We start from the raw sequence: 20,004 nt of genomic DNA on the forward strand, positions 1-20,004 counted from the left end.
TAATGTAGAATAAGTTATTCAAAATAACTCTTACTAGGTGGATTTTATGAAAGTCGGACTCATCCAACACGCCGTTGAAAGTACCAAAGAAAAAACGATACAAAAAACCGTTTCACTCATCCAGACAGCAGCCATTGAAGGAGCACAACTTGTCGTACTGCAAGAACTTCACCAAGACCGCTACTTTTGCATTAACGAAGATGTTGCTTGTTTTGATTTAGCCTCTGCATGGGAAGCTGACATCGCTTTTTGGTCAAATGTTGCTAAAGAGAACAATGTCGTTTTAGTCACTTCTCTGTTTGAAAAACGCTCCGCTGGTCTTTACCACAACACCGCCGTTGTCTTTGAAAAAGACGGCACGGTCGCTGGAAAATATCGCAAAATGCACATCCCCGATGATCCAGGTTTTTACGAGAAATTTTACTTCACCCCAGGTGATACAGGCTACAATCCCATCCAAACCAGTGTGGGCAAACTAGGACTTCTCGTCTGTTGGGATCAATGGTACCCTGAAGCCGCACGTTTGATGGCGCTTAAGGGTGCAGAGATGCTCATCTACCCCACCGCCATCGGTTGGTTTGACGACGATATGGAAGATGAACAAAGAAGGCAATGTGACGCATGGGAGACCATTCAGCGAGGTCACGCTATCGCCAATGGCTTGCCCGTCATTAGCGTCAATCGTGTCGGCAAAGAAGAAGACACTCACGGCGTACTGGACGGCATCCGCTTTTGGGGCAACTCCTTCGTTGCAGGTCCACAAGGCGAGATCATCGCACGCGCAAGCCACGATGAAGAAGAGATTCTCATCGTCGATGTAAACTTAGCACGAGGCGAACACGTCAGACGCATCTGGCCATTTTTACGTGACCGCAGAATCGAAACCTACGGGGATTTGACGAAACGCTTTATCGACTAAAATCTTTTTACATGTAAAGGCTCAAAGCTTTACATGTAAACCTTTGGAGAGCACATGGAACTGGTTTATTTGTGGGTAGGTAAATATAACAATTTTGAAAAACAAGGTTTTTCATTTAATGGTAAATATCAATGCATTTATGATGAAACTACTAACCAACTTACCATTACAGAAAATAAATATTTTTTGAATATTTTCCCTAAAAATATAAATATCACTGCTATTGTTGGAAAGAATGGCAGTGGAAAAAGTAATTTATTGCATTGTATCATAGGTGGTATTTTTCAAAATAATAACAATTGGAGAGGCATTGAAAATTTATTTTTTGTATTAAAAGGAGATGATTCTTTTTATATTGCAAAAGACGATGATACTAAAGCACCTACAAATTTTAAGACACTATCGTTAGAAGATGTCAAAAAATATCTTTATTTTTCCCTTTTTGACTTTTCTTTAGTGCAACCACCACTTTGGAATGAATGGGATAATTACAAGAAAAATTATTCGTTAGAGCCGAGCGTTGATTATCAAGGTTCTGGTCCAAATGGATTATCAAAAGTTACGCCTATTGGATTTGATGCAAATTTGTCTTCATTGGCTACTTATTTTTATAAATATATTGACAATAAAATTCTAATACAAAACTCCATTGATAAATATGATATTATCAAAATCAAGTACAAGAGAAAAATTAATATTAATTTTCTTGAATTTGAGAAAAATGTTATTCTTAAGTATTATGAAAACCATGATACTCTTTTTGGTATAACAAAAAATGAATTTGAACAAAAAAAAGCACTTCCTGATTATAAACAATTTGAAATCTTCTCTTTAGATGAAGATGAAATAGAATTAATTGCTTATCTTGACCTATTTTTTCAGGTTGAACTTGCTTCTTCGCAAAATAAAACATTAGGTTTTTATAACTTAAGCTTGGGGTATAAAATGCTCATAGCCAATATTGGTTTGATTCTAAAAACTATCCAAAAGAGGGCAAATACTCGGGATGTTGTTTTTTTACTTGATGAAATTGAAACATCATTACATCCTAATTGGCAAAGAAATATCGTAACTATGTTTGTGGAAATTTTTAAAAATTATCAAAGAAAAATACATTTTATTTTTGCATCACATTCTCCTTTTTTACTATCTGATTTACAAAATGAAAACTGCATTTTCCTAAAAAAGAACCATGAAACTATGGAAGTCTTATACTCCTTACATGATATAAAAAACAAACTTTTGGGGCTAATATTCATACACTATTAAGTGATGCTTTTTTTATGGAAGATGGATTAATGGGCGAATTTGCGAAAGAGAAAATCAATAAAGCCATTACTATTCTAAATAAACAAGGCAAACTCAGTAAAAGTTCTCTTGCATATTGCGAACAAATCATTTCAATCATCGGTGAACCGATACTTAAACGACAACTTCAACGAATGCTTGATAGTAAAAGGCTTCACAAAATGGACGAAATCGATCGCTTAAAAGCTGATATTTCAGAGCTTCACCAAAAACTCAAAAAATTAGAAAATAGAAAATGATAAAAATTGCTACATCAAATTTAGAAGAGTTGGCGAACACGCATTATGAAGCACTAAAATCAAAATTCAAATTTCCTACATATAAATACTCTCTTGAAGAAGTCATCACCGCAAAACCTGAAAAACTGCATGAAATTGCGATGCACTATAAAGGTGACACTGCATTTAATTTTATGAAAAATGAATACAAAAAATTTACCGTTAAAACATATGATGATACATACGATGCCTATAAATTAGCGCAATCCCTCAACGTCACCGTTTGCCCATATTGCAACCGAAATTATACGTTTACGGTTCGCTCAAAAAACGGTTCAACGCGTCCGCAATTTGACCATTTTTACGACAAAGCGACGTATCCCATTTTGGCATTGTCGTTTTACAATCTCATCCCCAGTTGCCCTACCTGTAATACAAGCATAAAAGGACGCAAAGAGTTTTCACTTACAACCCATGTGCATCCTTATGTTGAAGGCTTCGATGACAAGGCACATTTTGCTTTACATGTAAACGAGAGTTCGTTTTATTACGATGAAAAAGGATTTGATTTAGAACTGAGTTCAGACGATGTCAAAGTCCAAAAAAACATCGACGATTTTGCGCTAGAAGAGATTTACAAAAACCACAAAGACATCGTCTTAGAACTCATCCAAAAGTCCGTGATGTACAATGAAAGTTACATCGAAGAGATGATGAAAAACTACGAGGGAACGCTCTTTAAAAACGAAGAAGATTTACTGCGTTTGATTTTTGGCGGATACATAGCCGATGAAGATTTGGGCAAACGCCCTCTTTCCAAACTTACAAAAGACATCTTAGAACAATTAGAGATTATTTAATCGCTTTTATGGAGAAAAATAAATCACCATATCGTTATGTTTTTATAAATACTACGATATACTTTACTCAATTTATTGAGGAGTATTAAGATGAGTGAAGTTTATTCTATCTTTTTATCAGCCGTTTTCTCAAGTTTTATCGTTACGACGGGCATTATTGCGGTTATTGGAAGTATCTATTACTTAACGTATAAATGTTTTGCATCGTATATTTCCTTTGACAAAATTGCTCAGGCAGAGCGACAGATGTCTGCAGCAAAAAAAAATACCGTTAGCAATTGACATTACATAACACTTAGTGACATACTTTTAATAAATATCAAGGAGCATGTTATGAAAATAAGTGCAAGAAATCAAATCACCGGAACTGTAGCAGAGATTAAAAATGGTCCTGTGAACAGTGAAATTGTTGTTGCAACTAAAGGTGGCGATAAAATCGTTTCTATCATTACGCATGGTGCTGTTGAGTCACTGGGTTTAAAAGTTGGTTCTGAAGCCCTCTGTATTTTTAAAGCACAAAGTGTTCTTCTTGCAAAAGCAGACATCGCTTTAGCAGTCAGTGCACGCAATAAAATCAAAGGCACGGTAACTGAGATCAAAGATGGCGCTGTTAATTGTGAAGTCGTCCTCTCTACTCCTGCTGGCCTAACGGTTACAGCAATCGTGACTGAAGATGCAAAAAAAGAGCTTTCCCTTGCAAAAGGCGACAGCGTTTATGCCATCATCAAAGCTTCAAGCATTTTAGTAGGTGCAAACTAAATCGTAAACAAACCCCTTCGTGGGGTTTGCTTTACATGTAAAACTATTTCTCGTAATTTTTAAAATACCACATCAATGCGAACATCAAACCTGAGGTCGTCGCAATACTCTCATCAAACATAAATTCAAGTGTTTCTTCGCGTTTAAGGTAAATGACTTCGATATTTTCATTCTCAATACCACCACCCTCACTCACTTTCATGCTGTCATCCAAAATTGCATAGTAAAGCGTTTGCCTGCCACCCGCAAAACCAACGGCGGTATAAAAGGACGATATTTTATCAAGTTTATCAAGTGGAACATCGTAACCCGTCTCTTCCAATACTTCTTCTTTAGCAATTTCGATGAGACTCTTGTCTTTATCAACAATACCAGCACACAGCTCATAGGTAAAACCATCATGATTTTTAACATAGATAGAAGGACGAAACTGTTTTACAAAGACAAACGAGTCCAAATCTTTGTGGTACAAAAGAATGGCAACACTATTATGTGTATCGACGATATCCCAGCGCTTTTCTACACTATTGTGCAGATAGTACATACTTTTAGGTTTAATATAATCTGAGTGTAGACACTCTTCAACTTTAAGGACCTCAATGGTATGTTTCATCGCCTAAATCCACCCTTTTTTCTTGAAGTACAAGATCGGCGTTACGGCAGAGAGAACCATCAAAATAAGCGAAAAGGCATATCCATAATCCCAATGAAGCTCTGGTAAAATCTCAAAGTTCATCCCGTAAATACTCGCAATCAACGTCGGTGGTAAAAAGATAACGTTCATAATGGTAAAGATTTTGATGACTTTATTTTGCTCAATGTTCAAAACACCCAAGAAGATATTTTGCAAGTAATCGAGTCGTTCAAAATTAAACTCAATGTAATCAATCAACGACTTAATATCTTTGAGCATGATAACAATATCGGCACGAAGAGCGCTGTCATCGTATTTATTTGATTTGATAAATGCGGTCAAGATGCGTTGTTTATCCATAAGGTTTTCGCGGATATTCATATTCAAATCTTCAAAAGAGGAGATTTTTTCCAACATCTCCGCATCATCATTCGTATAGTCTGTAAAGACGTGTTTACGCAAGCGTGTAATGTCTTTAGAGAGCTTTTCAATAACGTCCGCATCCGCATCAATCCTGATGTCGATGAGCTGAGAAAAGATGTAATATCCATTTTTGAATTCACGCGGAGCATAGTAAAAACGCTTGCTAAACTCATCAAAAGTTTTCAACTCTTTATAACGAATAGAGATAAGTACATTGCCTTGTAAAATGAACGAAACCGTCTCATTGTGAGCATTTTCATCTTCAGAGATCAAGAAAAAACTGTTAATCTCAATCTTTTTGTCCTCTTCCCAGTAACGTGAAGATATCTCAATCTCTTCACTCTCTTGCTTTGTAGGAAAATCGATACCAAAGGTCTTTTCAACAAAAGAGATCTCTTCAGAGCTAGGGAGAAGCATGTCAAGCCAAACAACTTTGCTCTTTTTATCTTCATTGCCATCAAATTCACTCAGATCGGTAATGACTTCTAATTTATTACTATTTTTAAAAAAACATTTTATCATGGTAGACTCTTTTTTTGATCATTTTGTCATTATTTTTAGGCAAAACCCAAAATCTAAGCTGTTATGGCTTTAACACTTACCTTCAAAAAGGTTAAAAGCTATTGCCATTTTGCAAGAAATTTATTTTATCGCAAAATAGTTTCATTTTGTTTACATGTAAAGACTAACTCGAACTTTTTTCAAGAGGCGAAGAAAGATTAAAATTTTCCTCTCTCATCGGCGGTGTTTCGTTTTCCAAAGCACTTTCAACTTTTTTTCTAAGCTCCGTAGTATAATCTATAAAAGCTTTAAGTTCATGCCCGCTCAATGCACTTTTCGCTATTTTAACAACACTTGCTGGATCAATGGCTACATTATTGCGGTAGAGACCAAAATGGAGATGAGGACCGGTGCTAAGTCCTGTATTACCTACATAGGCAATCACTTGACCTTGTTTGACACTCTGCCCGCCACGAAGTCCTTTGGCAAAACCATTTAGGTGTCCATAAAGCGTTTTAAAACTACTATCATGGTTGATCTCAATCGTATTTCCATACCCACTTTTTTCTCCGACAAACAGAACTTTTCCATTGCCTGCTGCTTTAACAGGAGTACCTACACTTGCAGCATAATCAATACCTAAGTGTGCACGATACTTCTGTAAAATAGGATGCCAACGCATTTGCGTAAAGGGAGAAGAGATACGCGTGTAATTTACAGGATTGGAGAGTAAAAAGCTATCGAGTTCTTGCCCTTTTGGATCGTAATAGTTTTCTTTATAAAAGTAGATATAGTTTTTCTTTTTCGATGTTTCGACCATGGAAACATTGATTTTAAGTGAACCAAACAGTTTACCAAGTCGCCTTTTTTGCTCATATAGCAAGACCAATTTATCACCTTTTTGAAGGTTGCGAAGATTAACTTCACCTCTAAAGGACTGGGCAAATTCATTGGCTAAAGTATAGCTATTGGTTGCATTTAAAATATCAACATACGGAGAATTATGAATTTCAATTGCTAAGGTACGCTTTTCATTTTGAAGAATAATAGGAATAATCTCCATCACAAATTTGTCATCTTTCTTCTTGATGTGCATTTGGAGTTCTTCACCAATAGGGATTAAAACTTGCTCTAGCTGATTGTCTTCACTTTTAAGAACATAATACTTAACCCCTGCCACAATCTCAGCTGCGAGTTCTTGTTCTTCTTTATCTAATGTGTAATAAATCGATGATGGTAAATGGTTTCTATCCAAAAACGAGAGAAAGGTTTCACCCTTAGGCCACTTAAGCTCTTCCACAGAAGAAGCTGACATAAACGATAAAAAAAGTAATAATAATGATAGAATTTTAGCCATTCTTCCCCCTAGTTCTTTTTCGATTTTATCTGAACAAATCTTACAAAATGCCTAAAACACTTCACTTGCAAAAAAGAAGTTTTTTTAAAACAGTTATAGTATAATCCCTATTATAAAAATAAAAGGGGTGTCATGTACCCTTCAAGGAGTTCCCGTTGAACAAGCTATTTTTGGTTGTGTGTCTATTTTTGTTTGGCTCTTTTGCAGAGGCCCAATCTTTTTTTAAAGAGTATAAAACAACTGTTTTAGAATCAAATGAGAAACAAATAGTGATTGCTGATTCACCCGAATTTGTCGTTGGTGCGAGTGGTGTTGTCAGCCATAAATTTGATGCAACACATGCAACGATTATTGCGAGAGTTGATGTTGTCAGTAAAGATGGTACTAAAGCTGTTTTAAACATTGAAAAATTTGAGATGCTTTCCCAAGGTGCCTTCCCCGATACAGGTGTCAAGCCAGCTGCGGGAGATCAAGTCATCATTAACTATCTTTATGACCGTGCGCTTATCATTGCACCAAACCAAAATGTATATAATGAAGTCACTAAAAATTTTGACACGATTACATGGATTCATCCTGATATCGTTGCTGCCTATTTAGCAAAACTGTATCGCCCAAACCCCGATAAAAAAATCTTTCAACAAGCATGTTATCAAAATGCTGCATCGATCATTTTCTTTGGTATAGAAAACAAAGGCTTTTTTGTCGATTGTCATAACTTTCATATTGTTCAAAGCATTGATGTTAAAAGCAGTGGTGAAACAATGCTTCCATTTTATTCACGTATCAATAAACAAATTGACTCTTCTTGGTTTAATTGGAGCAGTGGAAAAATTGCAGAATATGACAATTATTATGCGTATCTCTTAGGTCAAACCAATACACTTAAAGGTGCTGGTATTGATGGTATTCTTATAAACTTACCATTTGATGTTGTAGAAAGAAAAGACTCACTATGGAAATAAAACACATTGACTATTTTAAAACTCTTTTGGGAAACGACAATGTTTATGATGATAAGGCGCACCTAATCGCTTATTGTTATGATGCGACACGTACACGTTATCAGCCTGATGCCGTACTTTTTCCTCGCGATGAGCAAGATGTCAGCGACATTTTAAAATACTGTAATGAACACCGCATCATCATCACACCACGAGGGGCTGGAAGTGGCTTTACAGGTGGCGCATTGCCTGCAAACGGGGGCATTATTTTAGCCTTTGAAAAACACATGAACAAAATTTTAGAAATTGACATGGAAAACATGGTTGCCGTAGTGCAACCGGGTGTTATTAATATGCAGTTACAAAAGACAGTAGAAGCACAAGGTCTCTTCTATCCGCCAGATCCTGCCAGTGAAGAGTATTCAACTATCGGTGGCAATGTCAGTGAAAACGCGGGTGGTATGCGTGCGGCAAAATATGGCATTACCAAAGACTACGTGATGGCACTTCGTGCGGTACTTCCTAATGGAGAGATTATCCGTGCGGGAAAACGTACTATAAAAGATGTTGCAGGGTATAACATTGCAGGTATTCTTATCGCTAGTGAAGGCACACTTGCTTGTATCACTGAAATAACGCTCAAACTTATTGCAAAACCTAAAATGTCTCAAACTGCCATGGGCATTTTCCCTAGTGTTGAAGATGCAATGAATGCCGTGTACAAAACGATGGCTGCGGGCGTAACACCTGTAGCAATGGAATTTTTAGACAACCTTTCGATTAATGCCGTTGAACAAAAATACAATAAAGGGCTTCCAAAAGATGCTGGTGCCATTCTCATCACCGATGTTGATGGCAATACACAAGAAGAGCTTACGCAACAACTGGATGTCATTGAAAAAGCATTCGCTGAAAATGGATGCAGTAGCTTTAAACGAGCCGAAAGTCTTGAAGAGTCTAAAAACCTCTGGTTTGCAAGACGCAATGCCAGTCAGTCTATTACGATTTATGGTAGCAAAAAACTCAATGAAGACATCACCGTTCCACGTAGCAAACTTCCTGCACTTCTAAAAGCCATTGGTGAAGTTTCAAAAAAATACAATGTTACCGTACCGTGTTTTGGACACACAGGCGATGGCAATGTTCACACCAACGTCATGGTGGATGGCAGTGATCCTAAGCAACTTGAGATCGGACATAAAGCGATTGAGGAAATCTTTAAAGCAACCGTTGCACTCGGTGGAACTTTGAGTGGTGAGCATGGTATAGGACTCAGTAAAGCGCCATTTATGCACTTAGCCTTTAGTGATGCAGAGATGGAACTTTTCCGCTCTGTCAAAAAAGCGTTCGATCCAAACAACATCTTAAACCCATCCAAAATGGGACTTTAATTGTTAAGCACTAAAAATTGTGTTGAATTTTTCAGGAAATTAAGAGACGTAGAGCTCGCGCACTACGCCTCTTCCCTTAGTTTTCACACCATTTTAGCGCTGATCCCCATTCTTCTCATTACCTTTAGCATTTTTACTAAAATGCCTCTTTTTGAGGTTTACTACGAAAAGCTTCAAGGCTTTATTTTTAGCTCTCTCATTCCCACGCAACAAGATGTGATGATTGGCTATTTGCGAGATTTTATTGCCAATACCAGTAATATGGGTGTGGTAGGCATCATCTTTGTCCTCTACATTTCCATCATGTTTTTTTTAGATTATGAAAAAATTGTGAGCAAAATTTTTGAAATTCCAACGCGCAGTTTTTGGGAAGCACTCTCTACTTACTGGACAATGGTGACATTGATGCCACTTGGGCTTATTATCTTTTTTTACAGTTCAGCGGTAGTTCAAGAGTTATTAGAAAAAAATGTCATTACCAATTCGATCAATCTAGTGCGTTTTTCACCTTATTTTATCATCTGGCTTTTGTATTTCATCATGTATTTCATCTCTGCCAAGACAAAAATTCACCTCAAAAGTGCCCTACTCTCCTCTTTTATCGCTTCACTCTTTTGGTATGTTTCTAAAATTCTTTTTGTCTACTATGTCACTTACAACAAAACCTATTTGAGCATTTATGGCTCTTTTAGCATTCTACTTTTCTTCTTTTTATGGATCTATTTTTCATGGTTTATCTATCTCTATGGTTTAAAATTCTGCTTCTTATTGAATGAAAAAGAGACTGAGAAACGCAAAGCCTAAACAGCCATAAAGTGCCAGTTTAGAGCGTATTGCCATGAGTGAAACACCCACGTATAAAACCAACATCCACCACGGAAAACTCAGCATGTAACTTTGTGCATTTACATGTAAAAAGTCAAGTAAGTAGGCATCTAAAATTCCTCCTAGATGGATTACATGTAAAAGTACACCCAAAGGGTAAAATACAATAAACACCAGACTAGAAATCGGTGATGTCAGCTGTAAAAAGGTAAATACAGGGAAAAATGTATGCACTATTGGAACCATTAAAAGAAAAATACCTAAATCAATGATGCTGAGCAATACCCAGCGATTGAGACTTTCAAAATGGTGCAAAAAAAGAAAAAGGTAAAAAACACCTGCAACGGAAAACCAAAAAGAGAGTGAAAAAACAAGCGTTGGAAAGAGTGCTAAAAGCCCAAGCGAGGTGAGTCCTAGCATCTCATACGAAAGCACTTTTATGCCTCTAGAATAGAAAAAAAAGCCTAAAACACTCATCGCAAATGCTCTTAAAAACGATGGTACAAAATCGATCACAACCATATACGCAAATAAAACGACCAACACTACCATTGTCAAATCCGCCGTAAGATTTCGGTACGGGAAATAGCGGCTTTGAAAAAATTGATAGAGTGGTTTTAAAAAGAAAAAAAGCAGAAATGAGATGACACCCACATTGTAGCCACTAATGGCAATCAGATGTGAAATACCCCATTTTTGGACTTCATCACGAAGTTCTTTCGAAATAGGCGTGGCAAAAAGCAGTGTTTTATAGAGTTCTGCTATTTTTTCATTGTCGTGTTGATTGTCAATCCAACGATAAAGTGGCTTCACATCAAGCAAGGGAGGATTGTCTTCGTAGATTTCGTACAACGCTAATGATGGGGCAAAAAAACCTTGTAAGTAGGCTAAAAACGTGACTTTTTCAACGTTCAGTTTTACCTTTACACGGCTTTTAATAGGAATAGAAGAGATACGCCATGAAGTCGTATAAACCTCTGCACTGTTGCCATCGAGTTTGAGCTTGAAAACATCGTAGCTTCGCCCTTTTTCATTCGTTTTCGTGTAATGATTTAGTACCGTCGCTGTGTTTACATGTAAAGCATTTTTGGTGAGTTCTTTGAACTGATAAAATTCAATTAACAGAGAGATAAACGCAATGCAAAGCACCACTGCCAATATCAGAAAAAATTCTTTTTTGCTGACAAAGAGTGGTACGCTTAACATTAAAGTGCAGGCATACTGATTTTCGCCTCTTTGGTATCCAAACTGGCTTCTTTATAGACAATTTCTATTGGAATTTTGCCACCGCCATCGACAAAGCGCGTGCACGCTTTTTGGAAAACAAGATTGGCAACGCCAACAGGTCCATTTCTGTTTTTACCCACAATGACTTCGGCAAGCTCTTCTGGTTTCTCAAAGAAGTTACTCTTGTACTCTTTGCCTTCTGTGCGTGCTTTTTGCTCTTTCTCTTTTTCTTCGCGAATGCGGTAAACATCATCGCGGTACACAAATAAGATCATATCGGCATCTTGCTCAATCGCGCCCGATTCTCTTAGATCGCTCAGCATTGGGCGTTTATCGCTTCGACTTTCAAGTCCACGGTTTAACTGCGACAGTGCGATGATTGGAATGTTCAATTCACGCGCTAAAAGCTTTAACCCACGGCTAATATCACTCACTTCCAAGTGACGATCTTTATTCCCTGCTGAGTTCATCAACTGCAAGTAGTCAATAATCGCCATTGATATTTCAGGGTGTTGGCTTTTAAGTTTACGAAGTTTTGCACGCACTTTATGAATATCCACCGAGCCATTATCGTCCACAAAAAATTTGCGCTTGCTCATCTCATCCGCCGCACTCGTAAGTCTTCCCCACTGCTCATCACTCATATCGCCTACTTTGAGCTTTTGGAGCGGAATAGAGGTTTTAGCGCTCAACATCCTGAGCATCAACTGCTCCGCTGGCATTTCGAGTGAAAAGATCGCAACACCACGACTGTGATCGAGTGCATTTTGTGCCAAGTTAAGACAAAACGCAGTTTTACCCATCGCTGGACGTGCCGCAACAATGACAAGGTCGCCTTCTCCAAAACCAGAGGTGAGGCGGTTGAGCTCGGCAAACCCTGTATCAACGCCGATAACTCCTGAATTGCCACGCTTTTTCATCTCATGAATATGCGCGATGGTTGCATGCGTCATCTCTGGTGATTCACGAAACTCTTTACTTCCATTCTCTTGTGTGATCTGATAGAGCTTTTGTTGAACCAAATCCACTACTTCAGTTGAAGGTAAATCTTTCTCAACGGCAATCTCTTTAATGTCGCTTGTCAACTGCACAAGTTCACGTTTGATCGCTTTTTCACGAATCTCTTCCACGTACGCTTTGGTCGCAGGGAGAGGATTGGTAGAGAGAATTTCCAACATCGCGTCTTCATCAAAACGCCCTAACTGATTGAGCTTTTTCTTGATGAATTCCTCATCAATCGGTAGGTCTTCTCTCTCGCATGCCTCCATTGCTTCGTAAATATAACGATGACTGGGCAGATAAAAATCTTTCGCAGATATAACGGCAGCAATATCTTCAAACGTTGCAGGATTAAATAAAATCGAGCTTAAAACGGAACGCTCAATATTGACATTGTGCAGATTATTCATGCTTTATACTCCTTGGCGGCAAGCTCAACGGCTTCTAAAAATTTATCGACAAGGTCTTTTTCTTTCAGTTTTGCAATGACTTCGCCTTTGACCATGACCAGTCCTTGCCCTTTTCCAAAAGCAATCGCTACATCAGCATGTTTGGCTTCGCCGATGGCATTGACCACACAGCCCATGACTGAGATATTCAGAGGGACTTTGATGTGTTTCGTACGACGCTCAACTTCAGCTACTGCATTGACAAGATTGGCTTCTAAACGTCCGCAGGTTGGGCAAGAGATGATGTTGATGCCTTCCGCTTCCACACCGCTATCTTTCAAAATAGCGCGTCCGACTTTGATCTCTTCTTCAAGCTCCCCTGTAATGGAAACACGCATCGTATCGCCAATACCATCGAGGAGAAGAGAACCTAAAGCGATGGAAGATTTAATGGTTGAGTGAAACAACGTTCCCGCTTCCGTAACACCGAGATGAAACGGATACTCCACTAAAGGTCGAAGCATACGGTACGCTTCGACGGTACGGGCAACATCACTCGCTTTGAGAGAAACTTTCATATTGGTAAAGCCCAAATCTTCAAGGTATTTGATATTATACAGTGCTGATTCGACCATACCTTTCGCCGTTGGTCCATATTTCTCATCAAACTCTTTTTCTAAACTTCCACTATTTACGCCAATACGAATGGGGATTTTTCGCTCATTGCACGCTTTGACGACCTCTTTAACACGCTCTTTATTACCAATATTGCCAGGATTGATGCGAATACAATCGACCACTTCCGCAGCAATCAGCGCCAAACGGTAGTTAAAGTGGATGTCCGCAACGATAGGTAACGTGGAACGCTCTTTAATCGCTTTAAGTGCATGCGCATCATCGTAATCCGGCACTGCCACGCGCACAATGTCAGCTCCTGCAAAATGCAGCCGTCTGATTTGTTCTACCGTTGCTTCCACATCATGGGTTTTCGAAAACGTCATCGATTGTACAGGAATTTTGGCATTGCCACCGATGGGCACATTGCCCACAAAAATTTGTTTGGTTGGGTATCGTTTGATCATTGTTTATCCTAAACTATATGCTACAAATAAATTCTGCCAACATGGTTGGCAAGCTTTAGTGCCACAGCGGCTAGCGTAGCCAAAAGGAGCTTTGCTTCGTTGGCGTTGTAAAAATAAATTATACCTTGTTCAAATTAAGAAAAGGATAACGGATCCATATCAGCTTCTACATGTAAGAGTTTAACCGCATGGGCAAGTTCGAGTAACGCTTTACTGGAGTCACTGCGTGCTAAAAGTTCATAGCGGTATTTGTTGGCGATTTTAGCGATGTTGGCTTTACCAAACCCGACCACTTCGACCTGAGGAAAACTTTGTGCGATAAGCGCTACTTTGTCGATTAATGCTTTGGCTTTTTCATCTTTGACATGAGAACTCATGAGCCTCAGCATCTTTTTAAAGGGTGGGTAAAGTCCTTTTCGAAACACCAATTCATCCTTCAAAAATTGCTCAAAATCACCCAAATACTGCTTGAAAAAGTCGCTATTTTTACTTTGTATCAGCACTTCTCCATACCCTTTACGCCCTGCTCGACCTGCGATTTGCAATACCAATGCCAACGTCTTTTCACGTGATCTAAAATCATTCATACCCAACAGTGCATCCACACCAAGGATGACAGCAAGCCCCACACCGTGATAATCATGCCCTTTACTGAGCATCTGAGTTCCCACCATAATGTCGATCTTATGCTCATTAAAATCGCTCAAAATCTCAGAGAGTTTTTTCTCCGTTCGCACTTCATCGCGGTCAAACTGTTGCACGACATGCTCGTGATAATGCTCCGTAAGCTTTTGGCTCACTTCCGCCGTTCCCATACGCGTTGCGACAATGTCTTCACATCCACATTTAGGACAGACTTTAGGAATGACTTCGGTGTAGTTACAGTAGTGACATTTCAGTGCATTCATGTTGTGGTGAAGGCTCATGCCAACACTGCAAAATGGGCACTCGACATTCGCGCCACAGTTTTTACATGTAATGTACTTAAAGTTCGCCCGTGTCGGTAAAAAGACGATGACTTGTTTGTGTGCATCAAGCGCTTTTTGAATTGCCTGTGTCATCTTAAAACTGAGTCCATGTTCGCCATCATCGTACATGATGTAGCTTTGCGACTCAAAAAATGTGCCCTTAAGCCTAAAGGTTGGAATTTTATGAAAACTCCCCAACGTAGGCGTTGCCGAGCCTAAAAGCACTTTACACCCCAGTTTTTGCCCAAAAAGAAGTGCCAAATCTTTGGCGTTATAGCGAGGACGATTACCAGACTTGTAGCTCTCATCATGCTCTTCATCCACGACAATTAAGCCTAAGTGTTCCAACGGTAAGAAAAGCGCTGAACGTGTTCCCGCGATGATGGAAATTTTGCCCTCATGTATGTCGCTGAGTATCTGCTCTTTTTTCTTTGCACTAATCTTGGAGTGCCAAATGGCAACATGTGTTCCAAAATGATGTTTTAGGCGGTTTTTCATCTGAGGTGTCAGTCCAATCTCAGGAAGCAAAAAGATGGCTTGTTTGCCCTCATGGATGGTCTGTTCAAAGAGTTTCATATAGATTTCAGTTTTACCACTGCCTGTATCACCAAAAAGAAGTGACGTAGGATGTGCTTCAATAAAGTCATATGCTTTTTGTTGTTCGGTGGAAAGTGTGATGTCTATCGTCGTTGTTTCGTTTACATGTAAAGCATGGTGCGTATACGGTACAAAAAGGCTTAGCGCCTCACCCAGTGAGCAGACATAATACTCGGCAATGAAACGCGCCAATTCAACTGTTTTGGGAGGGTAAAAAGTTTTACATGTAAAGGAAATTGACTCGCAATCAAACTCAGGTTTTTCAACTTCGGCTATCAGCACACCTTGTGTTGTTCGCTTGGAAAGTGTCACTTCAACAATAGTCCCTAAAGGAAGCGATTGCTCCGACTGATAGGTTAAAGGCGAAAGCGGGGATTTTAAAAGAGAAATATGGTAATAAAACACATTCTATCGCGTTAAATATTTACAATTTGTACCCGTTGTAGCACTACTAGCATTACAATCAAATGTACCTGCTGTTGTACTGTATGTAAAGGGAATAGGTGTACCGCTAATATAATATTTATAGGTTGTATCATCCGTTTTTGTCCAACCGTTATCTTTACTAGTTTCTTTAGCATAAATGGGAGAAGAGAGGACATTACCATACGTTCCACCATTGAACAATGGCGCACCAGGAGTATCGGCAACTGCAGCATCAAGTTTTGGAGGCAATGTTGTATTGCCTTCTAACAATCGTTGAGATTTCAAAAGCGCAATTCCTCCTTGAATAGAAGCAACTTCTGCTTTGCCTTTGGAGACGACAGCATCTTCACGTACACCAGCAAATTTTGGAATAGCAATAGCGGAGAGAATACCTAAAATAACAACCACAAAAATAAGTTCGATCATTGTAAAAGCTTGTTTCATCAATAACCTTTGAAAAAATTTAAAATAGGAAAAAAAAGAGGAAAGTAAAATACTTTCCTCTTTTTTATGTATTCTTAGTGAGTTTTATTCGTTTGAACAGAAGCATTCAAATCAGTCAGACCTGTTGCCCAAAAACCAAAACGAGGTGCAGAAGTGCTATTACCGTCAAGACAATAAATTGTTTCTGTTTGTGGCAATGCTGTCGTATCAAATGAACCACCAGATGATGGTGAACTAGCAGTAGTAGATGTACAGTTTGTCAAAGTTATCGTAACCCCTTTAGGAATATCTGTATAGTCTGATAAAATAAAATGATTTGCTGCACCACTTGCACCACTAATAGAACCATTACTGTCTCTCATAGAACGTGACCACATTGCTGGGGCAACCGAACGATTAAGCGTACCAATAAATGCTTCAGCAGCAGCAATTTTTGCATCTGTTGCAGTTGATGTCAATCTTGGGATAGCCACGGCTGCCAAGATACCTAAAATAACAATGACGAAGATAAGTTCGATCATCGTGAAACCTTTTTTCATATTCACTCCTTGTTTTTTGTTAGCCAATACACTTATTGACCACGTAAAAGCCATTCTAGTACAATCTTTTTAAAGCTCGACTTAAATCTCATCCATTTGGTGTAATAGCTTGGTAACCTCTTGTTCGAGGACGAAATTATCATAACATTTTCCCACATAGGCAAACAGGAGTTCTTTAGGGTCAATGGTGCTTTTCTCTTTAAACTTCTCTTTAAAATCCGCTTCAAACTGCACGGCGAAATCACCCTCTAACTTGATGTCAAAGTCTTTGCCACCAAGGCTAATGGTTATTTTACTCATTTTCCAAGCACAGCTTCGATTTTGCTGAGCAAATCATCAGAATTGACATCTTTATGAATCAAGTCTTGCTCCAATTTTGCAATCTGAACATTTTTAGCTTCTGCCAACGCTTTGGCTTTGACCACTTCTTGACGTAGGGCTTCATTTTGCGCCAGAAGATCTTTGTATTTTTCCAAAAGTTCCGTTATCTTTTGGCTTAATGTGCTAATGTTTCTCTCTTCTTCAAACATGCGAGTGCCTTTTTGTATAGCGTTGTTTGGTATAATTGTAACAAAATAATGGGAAAAGTATCAACTATGAGCGAATTTTATTTAGAAAGTCCCTATCAGCCATCAGGCGATCAACCGCAAGCCATCGATAAACTCGTCTCTTCCATCCAAAAAGGAAGTCGTTACCAAACATTGATTGGTGTGACGGGCAGTGGTAAAACCTATACAATGGCACAGATCATTCAAAAACTGAAGATGCCAACGCTCATCATGACGCACAACAAAACCCTTGCCGCGCAACTTTACAGCGAATTTAAGGGCTTTTTTCCTAAAAATCATGTGGAGTATTTTATCAGCTATTACGACTACTATCAACCTGAGGCGTATATTCCAAGAAGTGATCTTTTCATCGAAAAAGACAGCTCCATCAACGAAGAGTTAGAGCGTTTGCGTCTCAGTGCGACAGCATCACTGCTTAGTTTTGATGATGTCATCTGTGTCGCTTCCGTCTCGGCAAATTATGGTTTGGGCGATCCAAGTGAGTATAAAGAGATGGTGCAAGTCATCGAAAAAGGCGAAAGTATCAACCAAAAAAAGCTTCTTTTGCGCCTTGTCGACATGGGTTATAAACGCAATGACACCTTTTTTGATCGCGGTTGTTTTAGGGTCAGTGGCGATGTCATCGACATTTACCCAGCCTACAGTGAAGAAGAGGCGATTCGTGTGGAGTTTTTTGGTGACGAAGTGGAGAGCATCAACTATTTTGAAGTGTTTCTCAACAAAAAACTGCAAAACCTAAACAAAGTCGTCATCTATGCCGCCAATCAGTTTATCGTCGGGCACGAGAGGCTTCAAAAAGCGATCAAATCCATCGAGCAAGAGTTAGATGAACGCCTCGAATACTTCAAAAATGAGGATAAATTGGTCGAGTACCAACGCCTTAAACAACGTGTTGAGTTTGACCTAGAGATGCTTCAAAGCACCGGAGCATGTAAAGGCGTTGAAAACTATGCACGCTACCTCACTGGCATTGCGCCAGGTGCAACGCCCTACTCACTCTTTGACTACTTTGAAGCGATGAATAAAGAGTATCTGGTCATCGTCGATGAATCCCATGTCAGTCTTCCGCAATTTCGCGGTATGTTTGCGGGAGATCGCAGTCGTAAAGAGGTGCTTGTCGAGTATGGATTTAGACTTCCAAGCGCACTAGATAACCGTCCTTTGATGTTTGATGAGTTTATCCATAAAGCACCACGTTACCTTTTTGTCAGTGCCACACCCAAAGAGTTAGAGTTGGAACTTAGTGGTGATAACACCGCCGAGCAAATCATCCGCCCGACGGGGCTTCTTGATCCTGAGGTCGAAATTTTAAGCAGTAAAAACCAAGTGGAGACTCTTTTTGACAAGATCAAAGAGGTGACGGCTAAAGATGAAAAAGTGCTTGTAACGGTATTGACGAAGAAAATGGCAGAAGAGCTAACGCGCTACTACGCCGATCTGGGCATTAAGATCAAATACATGCACTCCGACATCGACGCGATTGAGCGCAACCAAATCATTCGCTCTTTACGTGTGGGCGAGTTTGACGTGCTTGTGGGTATTAACCTCCTTCGTGAGGGACTTGACTTGCCTGAAGTCTCCCTTGTTGCTATCTTAGATGCCGATAAAGAGGGCTTTTTGCGTTCCGAAACGAGTCTCATTCAAACCATGGGACGTGCTGCTAGAAATCTCAACGGCAGAGTCATCATGTTTGCAGAGAAAATCACGGATTCGATGCAAAAAGCGATTGAGACGACGCTCAGACGCCGTGCCATTCAAGAGGCTTACAATAAAGAACACGGCATCACACCAACCAGTACCACGCGCAAAATGGATGAGAATTTAAAACTTGAAGAACATGCTGACATCTACAATATGTTTGATAAAAAAGAGAAGATTCCACCGAGCGAAAAGAAGAAAATTATTGCGGAATTGACAAAGTCCATGCATGAAGCTGCGAAGATTTTGGAGTTTGAAAAAGCAGCGAAATTACGCGATCAAATTGAAAAATTGAAAAAGATGTAAAAAATCTTTACATGTAAAGCCATTTTGGAGTAAAATTGAGCATGGTTTAGGAGGAAACTATGCAAGTAGATAGCGCTCTAAACGCCTCTTACATACGCGTTGCTAACACACCCACTTCATCTTCCACTACGACGACATCCTCATCATCCCAAAAAAAAGACGAAAAGACTACTGATCTTACGGCTTCACAACGTGCATTAATTGCTGAGCTGCAAGCGATTGATACTTCTGTACGAGCCCATGAGAGTGCTCATATTGCCGCTGGTGGTGGTGTTATTCGGAGTGCCGCTGTTTTTACTTACGAGCAAGCACCAGACAAAAGGCTTTATGCCATAGGGGGAGAAGTTGGCATCGACACTTCAGAAGCTCCTACGCCTGATGAAACGGTCACCAAAATGCAAACAGTGCGAGCGGCTGCGCTTGCTCCCAGTGACCCAAGTGCGACTGATTACCAAGTAGCGGCAACGGCTTCAATGCTCCAAATGATGGCAAGACTTGAAGTTGCACGGCTTAAACAAGCGGCACTGATAGCCAAACCCAATGAGAGCTACCAGCGCTCAAATAACGAAAATTCTACCTCTCTTTTCTCAAATTACGCCTAAGTATGTAACGGCGTTACCT

At 39.4% G+C, this 20,004-nt stretch carries 22 protein-coding genes; 11 read left to right on the forward strand and 11 right to left on the reverse strand.

All coding sequences use genetic code 11. The features are described from left to right. Positions 1-46 precede the first annotated feature (46 nt). The 6 genes from FA584_RS09050 (at position 47) to FA584_RS09075 (ending at position 4,064) form a co-directional block, all read left to right on the forward strand. The gene (locus tag FA584_RS09050) at positions 47-919 is read left to right on the forward strand and encodes a carbon-nitrogen hydrolase (protein WP_167749231.1); all 873 of its coding nucleotides are present in this window, start codon (positions 47-49) and stop codon (positions 917-919) included. Between the two features lie 54 nt (positions 920-973). Continuing rightward, positions 974-2,188, forward strand: coding sequence for an AAA family ATPase (locus FA584_RS09055; RefSeq protein WP_167749232.1), 1,215 nt, complete (start codon positions 974-976; stop codon positions 2,186-2,188). Between the two features lie 14 nt (positions 2,189-2,202). Further along, positions 2,203-2,466, forward strand: a complete 264-nt coding sequence (locus FA584_RS09060; RefSeq protein ID WP_167749233.1) for a hypothetical protein — start codon at positions 2,203-2,205, stop codon at positions 2,464-2,466. Then, positions 2,463-3,305 (forward strand): hypothetical protein, encoded by an 843-nt coding sequence (locus tag FA584_RS09065; RefSeq protein ID WP_167749234.1) that lies wholly within the window; start codon positions 2,463-2,465, stop codon positions 3,303-3,305. Before FA584_RS09060 ends, FA584_RS09065 begins: the two co-directional genes overlap by 4 nt. Before the next feature lie 90 nt (positions 3,306-3,395). Continuing rightward, on the forward strand, positions 3,396-3,587 hold the full coding sequence (locus FA584_RS09070; protein WP_096047006.1) for a hypothetical protein: 192 nt from the start codon (positions 3,396-3,398) through the stop codon (positions 3,585-3,587). A 51-nt stretch (positions 3,588-3,638) separates the two neighbouring features. Next, entirely contained in the window at positions 3,639-4,064 is a 426-nt protein-coding gene (locus FA584_RS09075; protein WP_167749235.1) for a TOBE domain-containing protein, read from the forward strand. A gap of 43 nt (positions 4,065-4,107) precedes the next feature. On the opposite strand, the gene FA584_RS09080 is transcribed toward FA584_RS09075, so the two are convergent. The 3 genes from FA584_RS09080 to FA584_RS09090 form a co-directional block, all read right to left on the reverse strand. Continuing rightward, complete coding sequence (locus tag FA584_RS09080) at positions 4,108-4,677, reverse strand: NUDIX domain-containing protein (RefSeq protein WP_167749236.1); 570 nt, start codon at positions 4,675-4,677, stop codon at positions 4,108-4,110. Between the two features lie 3 nt (positions 4,678-4,680). Continuing rightward, entirely contained in the window at positions 4,681-5,643 is a 963-nt protein-coding gene (gene corA / locus FA584_RS09085; RefSeq protein WP_087438999.1) for a magnesium/cobalt transporter CorA, read from the reverse strand. Positions 5,644-5,806: 163 nt separating this feature from the next. Further along, complete coding sequence (locus tag FA584_RS09090; protein ID WP_167749237.1) at positions 5,807-6,979, reverse strand: peptidoglycan DD-metalloendopeptidase family protein; 1,173 nt, start codon at positions 6,977-6,979, stop codon at positions 5,807-5,809. A gap of 155 nt (positions 6,980-7,134) precedes the next feature. Here FA584_RS09090 and FA584_RS09095 point away from each other — a divergent pair, with 155 nt between their 5' ends. Genes FA584_RS09095 through FA584_RS09105 form a run of 3 tightly spaced genes read left to right on the forward strand, consistent with a single transcriptional unit; the run spans position 7,135 to position 10,118 of the window. Then, complete coding sequence (locus FA584_RS09095; RefSeq protein WP_167749238.1) at positions 7,135-7,944, forward strand: plasminogen-binding N-terminal domain-containing protein; 810 nt, start codon at positions 7,135-7,137, stop codon at positions 7,942-7,944. Next, on the forward strand, positions 7,935-9,314 hold the full coding sequence (locus FA584_RS09100) for an FAD-linked oxidase C-terminal domain-containing protein (RefSeq protein WP_167749239.1): 1,380 nt from the start codon (positions 7,935-7,937) through the stop codon (positions 9,312-9,314). Before FA584_RS09095 ends, FA584_RS09100 begins: the two co-directional genes overlap by 10 nt. Continuing rightward, positions 9,315-10,118 carry a YihY family inner membrane protein gene (locus tag FA584_RS09105; RefSeq protein WP_167749240.1) on the forward strand — a complete coding sequence of 268 codons (804 nt, stop codon included), beginning with the start codon at positions 9,315-9,317 and terminating at the stop codon, positions 10,116-10,118. It begins immediately after the preceding gene. Here FA584_RS09105 and FA584_RS09110 read toward each other — a convergent pair. The 8 genes from FA584_RS09110 to FA584_RS09145 form a co-directional block, all read right to left on the reverse strand. Then, on the reverse strand, positions 10,080-11,345 hold the full coding sequence (locus FA584_RS09110; RefSeq protein WP_167749241.1) for a ComEC/Rec2 family competence protein: 1,266 nt from the start codon (positions 11,343-11,345) through the stop codon (positions 10,080-10,082). The two genes, FA584_RS09105 and FA584_RS09110, sit on opposite strands and share 39 nt — an antisense overlap. After that, positions 11,345-12,775: a replicative DNA helicase gene (locus FA584_RS09115; protein WP_167749242.1), complete on the reverse strand. Its 1,431-nt coding sequence runs from the start codon at positions 12,773-12,775 to the stop codon at positions 11,345-11,347. Before FA584_RS09115 ends, FA584_RS09110 begins: the two co-directional genes overlap by 1 nt. Beyond that, entirely contained in the window at positions 12,772-13,836 is a 1,065-nt protein-coding gene (ispG, locus tag FA584_RS09120) for a flavodoxin-dependent (E)-4-hydroxy-3-methylbut-2-enyl-diphosphate synthase (RefSeq protein ID WP_167749243.1), read from the reverse strand. The genes FA584_RS09115 and ispG overlap by 4 nt, the downstream gene beginning before the upstream one ends. A 134-nt stretch (positions 13,837-13,970) precedes the next feature. Continuing rightward, positions 13,971-15,806, reverse strand: coding sequence for a primosomal protein N' (locus FA584_RS09125; protein WP_167749244.1), 1,836 nt, complete (start codon positions 15,804-15,806; stop codon positions 13,971-13,973). Between the two features lie 3 nt (positions 15,807-15,809). Further along, positions 15,810-16,271, reverse strand: coding sequence for a type II secretion system protein (locus tag FA584_RS09130; RefSeq protein WP_167749245.1), 462 nt, complete (start codon positions 16,269-16,271; stop codon positions 15,810-15,812). Positions 16,272-16,345: 74 nt separating this feature from the next. Continuing rightward, entirely contained in the window at positions 16,346-16,810 is a 465-nt protein-coding gene (locus FA584_RS14800) for a type IV pilin protein (protein ID WP_305791357.1), read from the reverse strand. 81 nt (positions 16,811-16,891) lie between these two features. Then, the gene (locus FA584_RS09140; RefSeq protein WP_096047016.1) at positions 16,892-17,110 is read right to left on the reverse strand and encodes a hypothetical protein; all 219 of its coding nucleotides are present in this window, start codon (positions 17,108-17,110) and stop codon (positions 16,892-16,894) included. Next, positions 17,107-17,340: an ABC transporter gene (locus FA584_RS09145; RefSeq protein WP_087439009.1), complete on the reverse strand. Its 234-nt coding sequence runs from the start codon at positions 17,338-17,340 to the stop codon at positions 17,107-17,109. The genes FA584_RS09140 and FA584_RS09145 overlap by 4 nt, the downstream gene beginning before the upstream one ends. Before the next feature lie 66 nt (positions 17,341-17,406). Here FA584_RS09145 and uvrB point away from each other — a divergent pair, with 66 nt between their 5' ends. Further along, complete coding sequence (uvrB, locus tag FA584_RS09150) at positions 17,407-19,383, forward strand: excinuclease ABC subunit UvrB (RefSeq protein ID WP_167749246.1); 1,977 nt, start codon at positions 17,407-17,409, stop codon at positions 19,381-19,383. 59 nt (positions 19,384-19,442) lie between these two features. Beyond that, positions 19,443-19,985, forward strand: coding sequence for a putative metalloprotease CJM1_0395 family protein (locus tag FA584_RS09155; RefSeq protein WP_096047019.1), 543 nt, complete (start codon positions 19,443-19,445; stop codon positions 19,983-19,985). The last annotated feature ends 19 nt before the right edge of the window (positions 19,986-20,004 follow it).

The organism is Sulfurospirillum diekertiae (assembly GCF_011769985.2).
In the GTDB taxonomy this organism is placed as follows: Bacteria; Campylobacterota; Campylobacteria; order Campylobacterales; family Sulfurospirillaceae; genus Sulfurospirillum; species Sulfurospirillum diekertiae.

Excerpts from the sequence above, each read along its gene's own strand:
- FA584_RS09050 (WP_167749231.1), top strand. The coding sequence starts at position 47 with ATGAAAGTCGGACTCATCCAACACGCCGTTGAAAGTACCAAAGAAAAA.
- FA584_RS09055 (WP_167749232.1), top strand. The coding sequence starts at position 974 with ATGGAACTGGTTTATTTGTGGGTAGGTAAATATAACAATTTTGAAAAA.
- FA584_RS09060 (WP_167749233.1), top strand. The coding sequence starts at position 2,203 with ATGGAAGATGGATTAATGGGCGAATTTGCGAAAGAGAAAATCAATAAA.
- FA584_RS09065 (WP_167749234.1), top strand. The coding sequence starts at position 2,463 with ATGATAAAAATTGCTACATCAAATTTAGAAGAGTTGGCGAACACGCAT.
- FA584_RS09070 (WP_096047006.1), top strand. The coding sequence starts at position 3,396 with ATGAGTGAAGTTTATTCTATCTTTTTATCAGCCGTTTTCTCAAGTTTT.
- FA584_RS09075 (WP_167749235.1), top strand. The coding sequence starts at position 3,639 with ATGAAAATAAGTGCAAGAAATCAAATCACCGGAACTGTAGCAGAGATT.
- FA584_RS09080 (WP_167749236.1), bottom strand. The coding sequence starts at position 4,677 with ATGAAACATACCATTGAGGTCCTTAAAGTTGAAGAGTGTCTACACTCA.
- corA (WP_087438999.1), bottom strand. The coding sequence starts at position 5,643 with ATGATAAAATGTTTTTTTAAAAATAGTAATAAATTAGAAGTCATTACC.
- FA584_RS09090 (WP_167749237.1), bottom strand. The coding sequence starts at position 6,979 with ATGGCTAAAATTCTATCATTATTATTACTTTTTTTATCGTTTATGTCA.
- FA584_RS09100 (WP_167749239.1), top strand. The coding sequence starts at position 7,935 with ATGGAAATAAAACACATTGACTATTTTAAAACTCTTTTGGGAAACGAC.
- FA584_RS09110 (WP_167749241.1), bottom strand. The coding sequence starts at position 11,345 with ATGTTAAGCGTACCACTCTTTGTCAGCAAAAAAGAATTTTTTCTGATA.
- FA584_RS09115 (WP_167749242.1), bottom strand. The coding sequence starts at position 12,775 with ATGAATAATCTGCACAATGTCAATATTGAGCGTTCCGTTTTAAGCTCG.
- ispG (WP_167749243.1), bottom strand. The coding sequence starts at position 13,836 with ATGATCAAACGATACCCAACCAAACAAATTTTTGTGGGCAATGTGCCC.
- FA584_RS09130 (WP_167749245.1), bottom strand. The coding sequence starts at position 16,271 with ATGAAACAAGCTTTTACAATGATCGAACTTATTTTTGTGGTTGTTATT.
- FA584_RS14800 (WP_305791357.1), bottom strand. The coding sequence starts at position 16,810 with ATGAAAAAAGGTTTCACGATGATCGAACTTATCTTCGTCATTGTTATT.
- FA584_RS09140 (WP_096047016.1), bottom strand. The coding sequence starts at position 17,110 with ATGAGTAAAATAACCATTAGCCTTGGTGGCAAAGACTTTGACATCAAG.
- FA584_RS09145 (WP_087439009.1), bottom strand. The coding sequence starts at position 17,340 with ATGTTTGAAGAAGAGAGAAACATTAGCACATTAAGCCAAAAGATAACG.
- uvrB (WP_167749246.1), top strand. The coding sequence starts at position 17,407 with ATGAGCGAATTTTATTTAGAAAGTCCCTATCAGCCATCAGGCGATCAA.
- FA584_RS09155 (WP_096047019.1), top strand. The coding sequence starts at position 19,443 with ATGCAAGTAGATAGCGCTCTAAACGCCTCTTACATACGCGTTGCTAAC.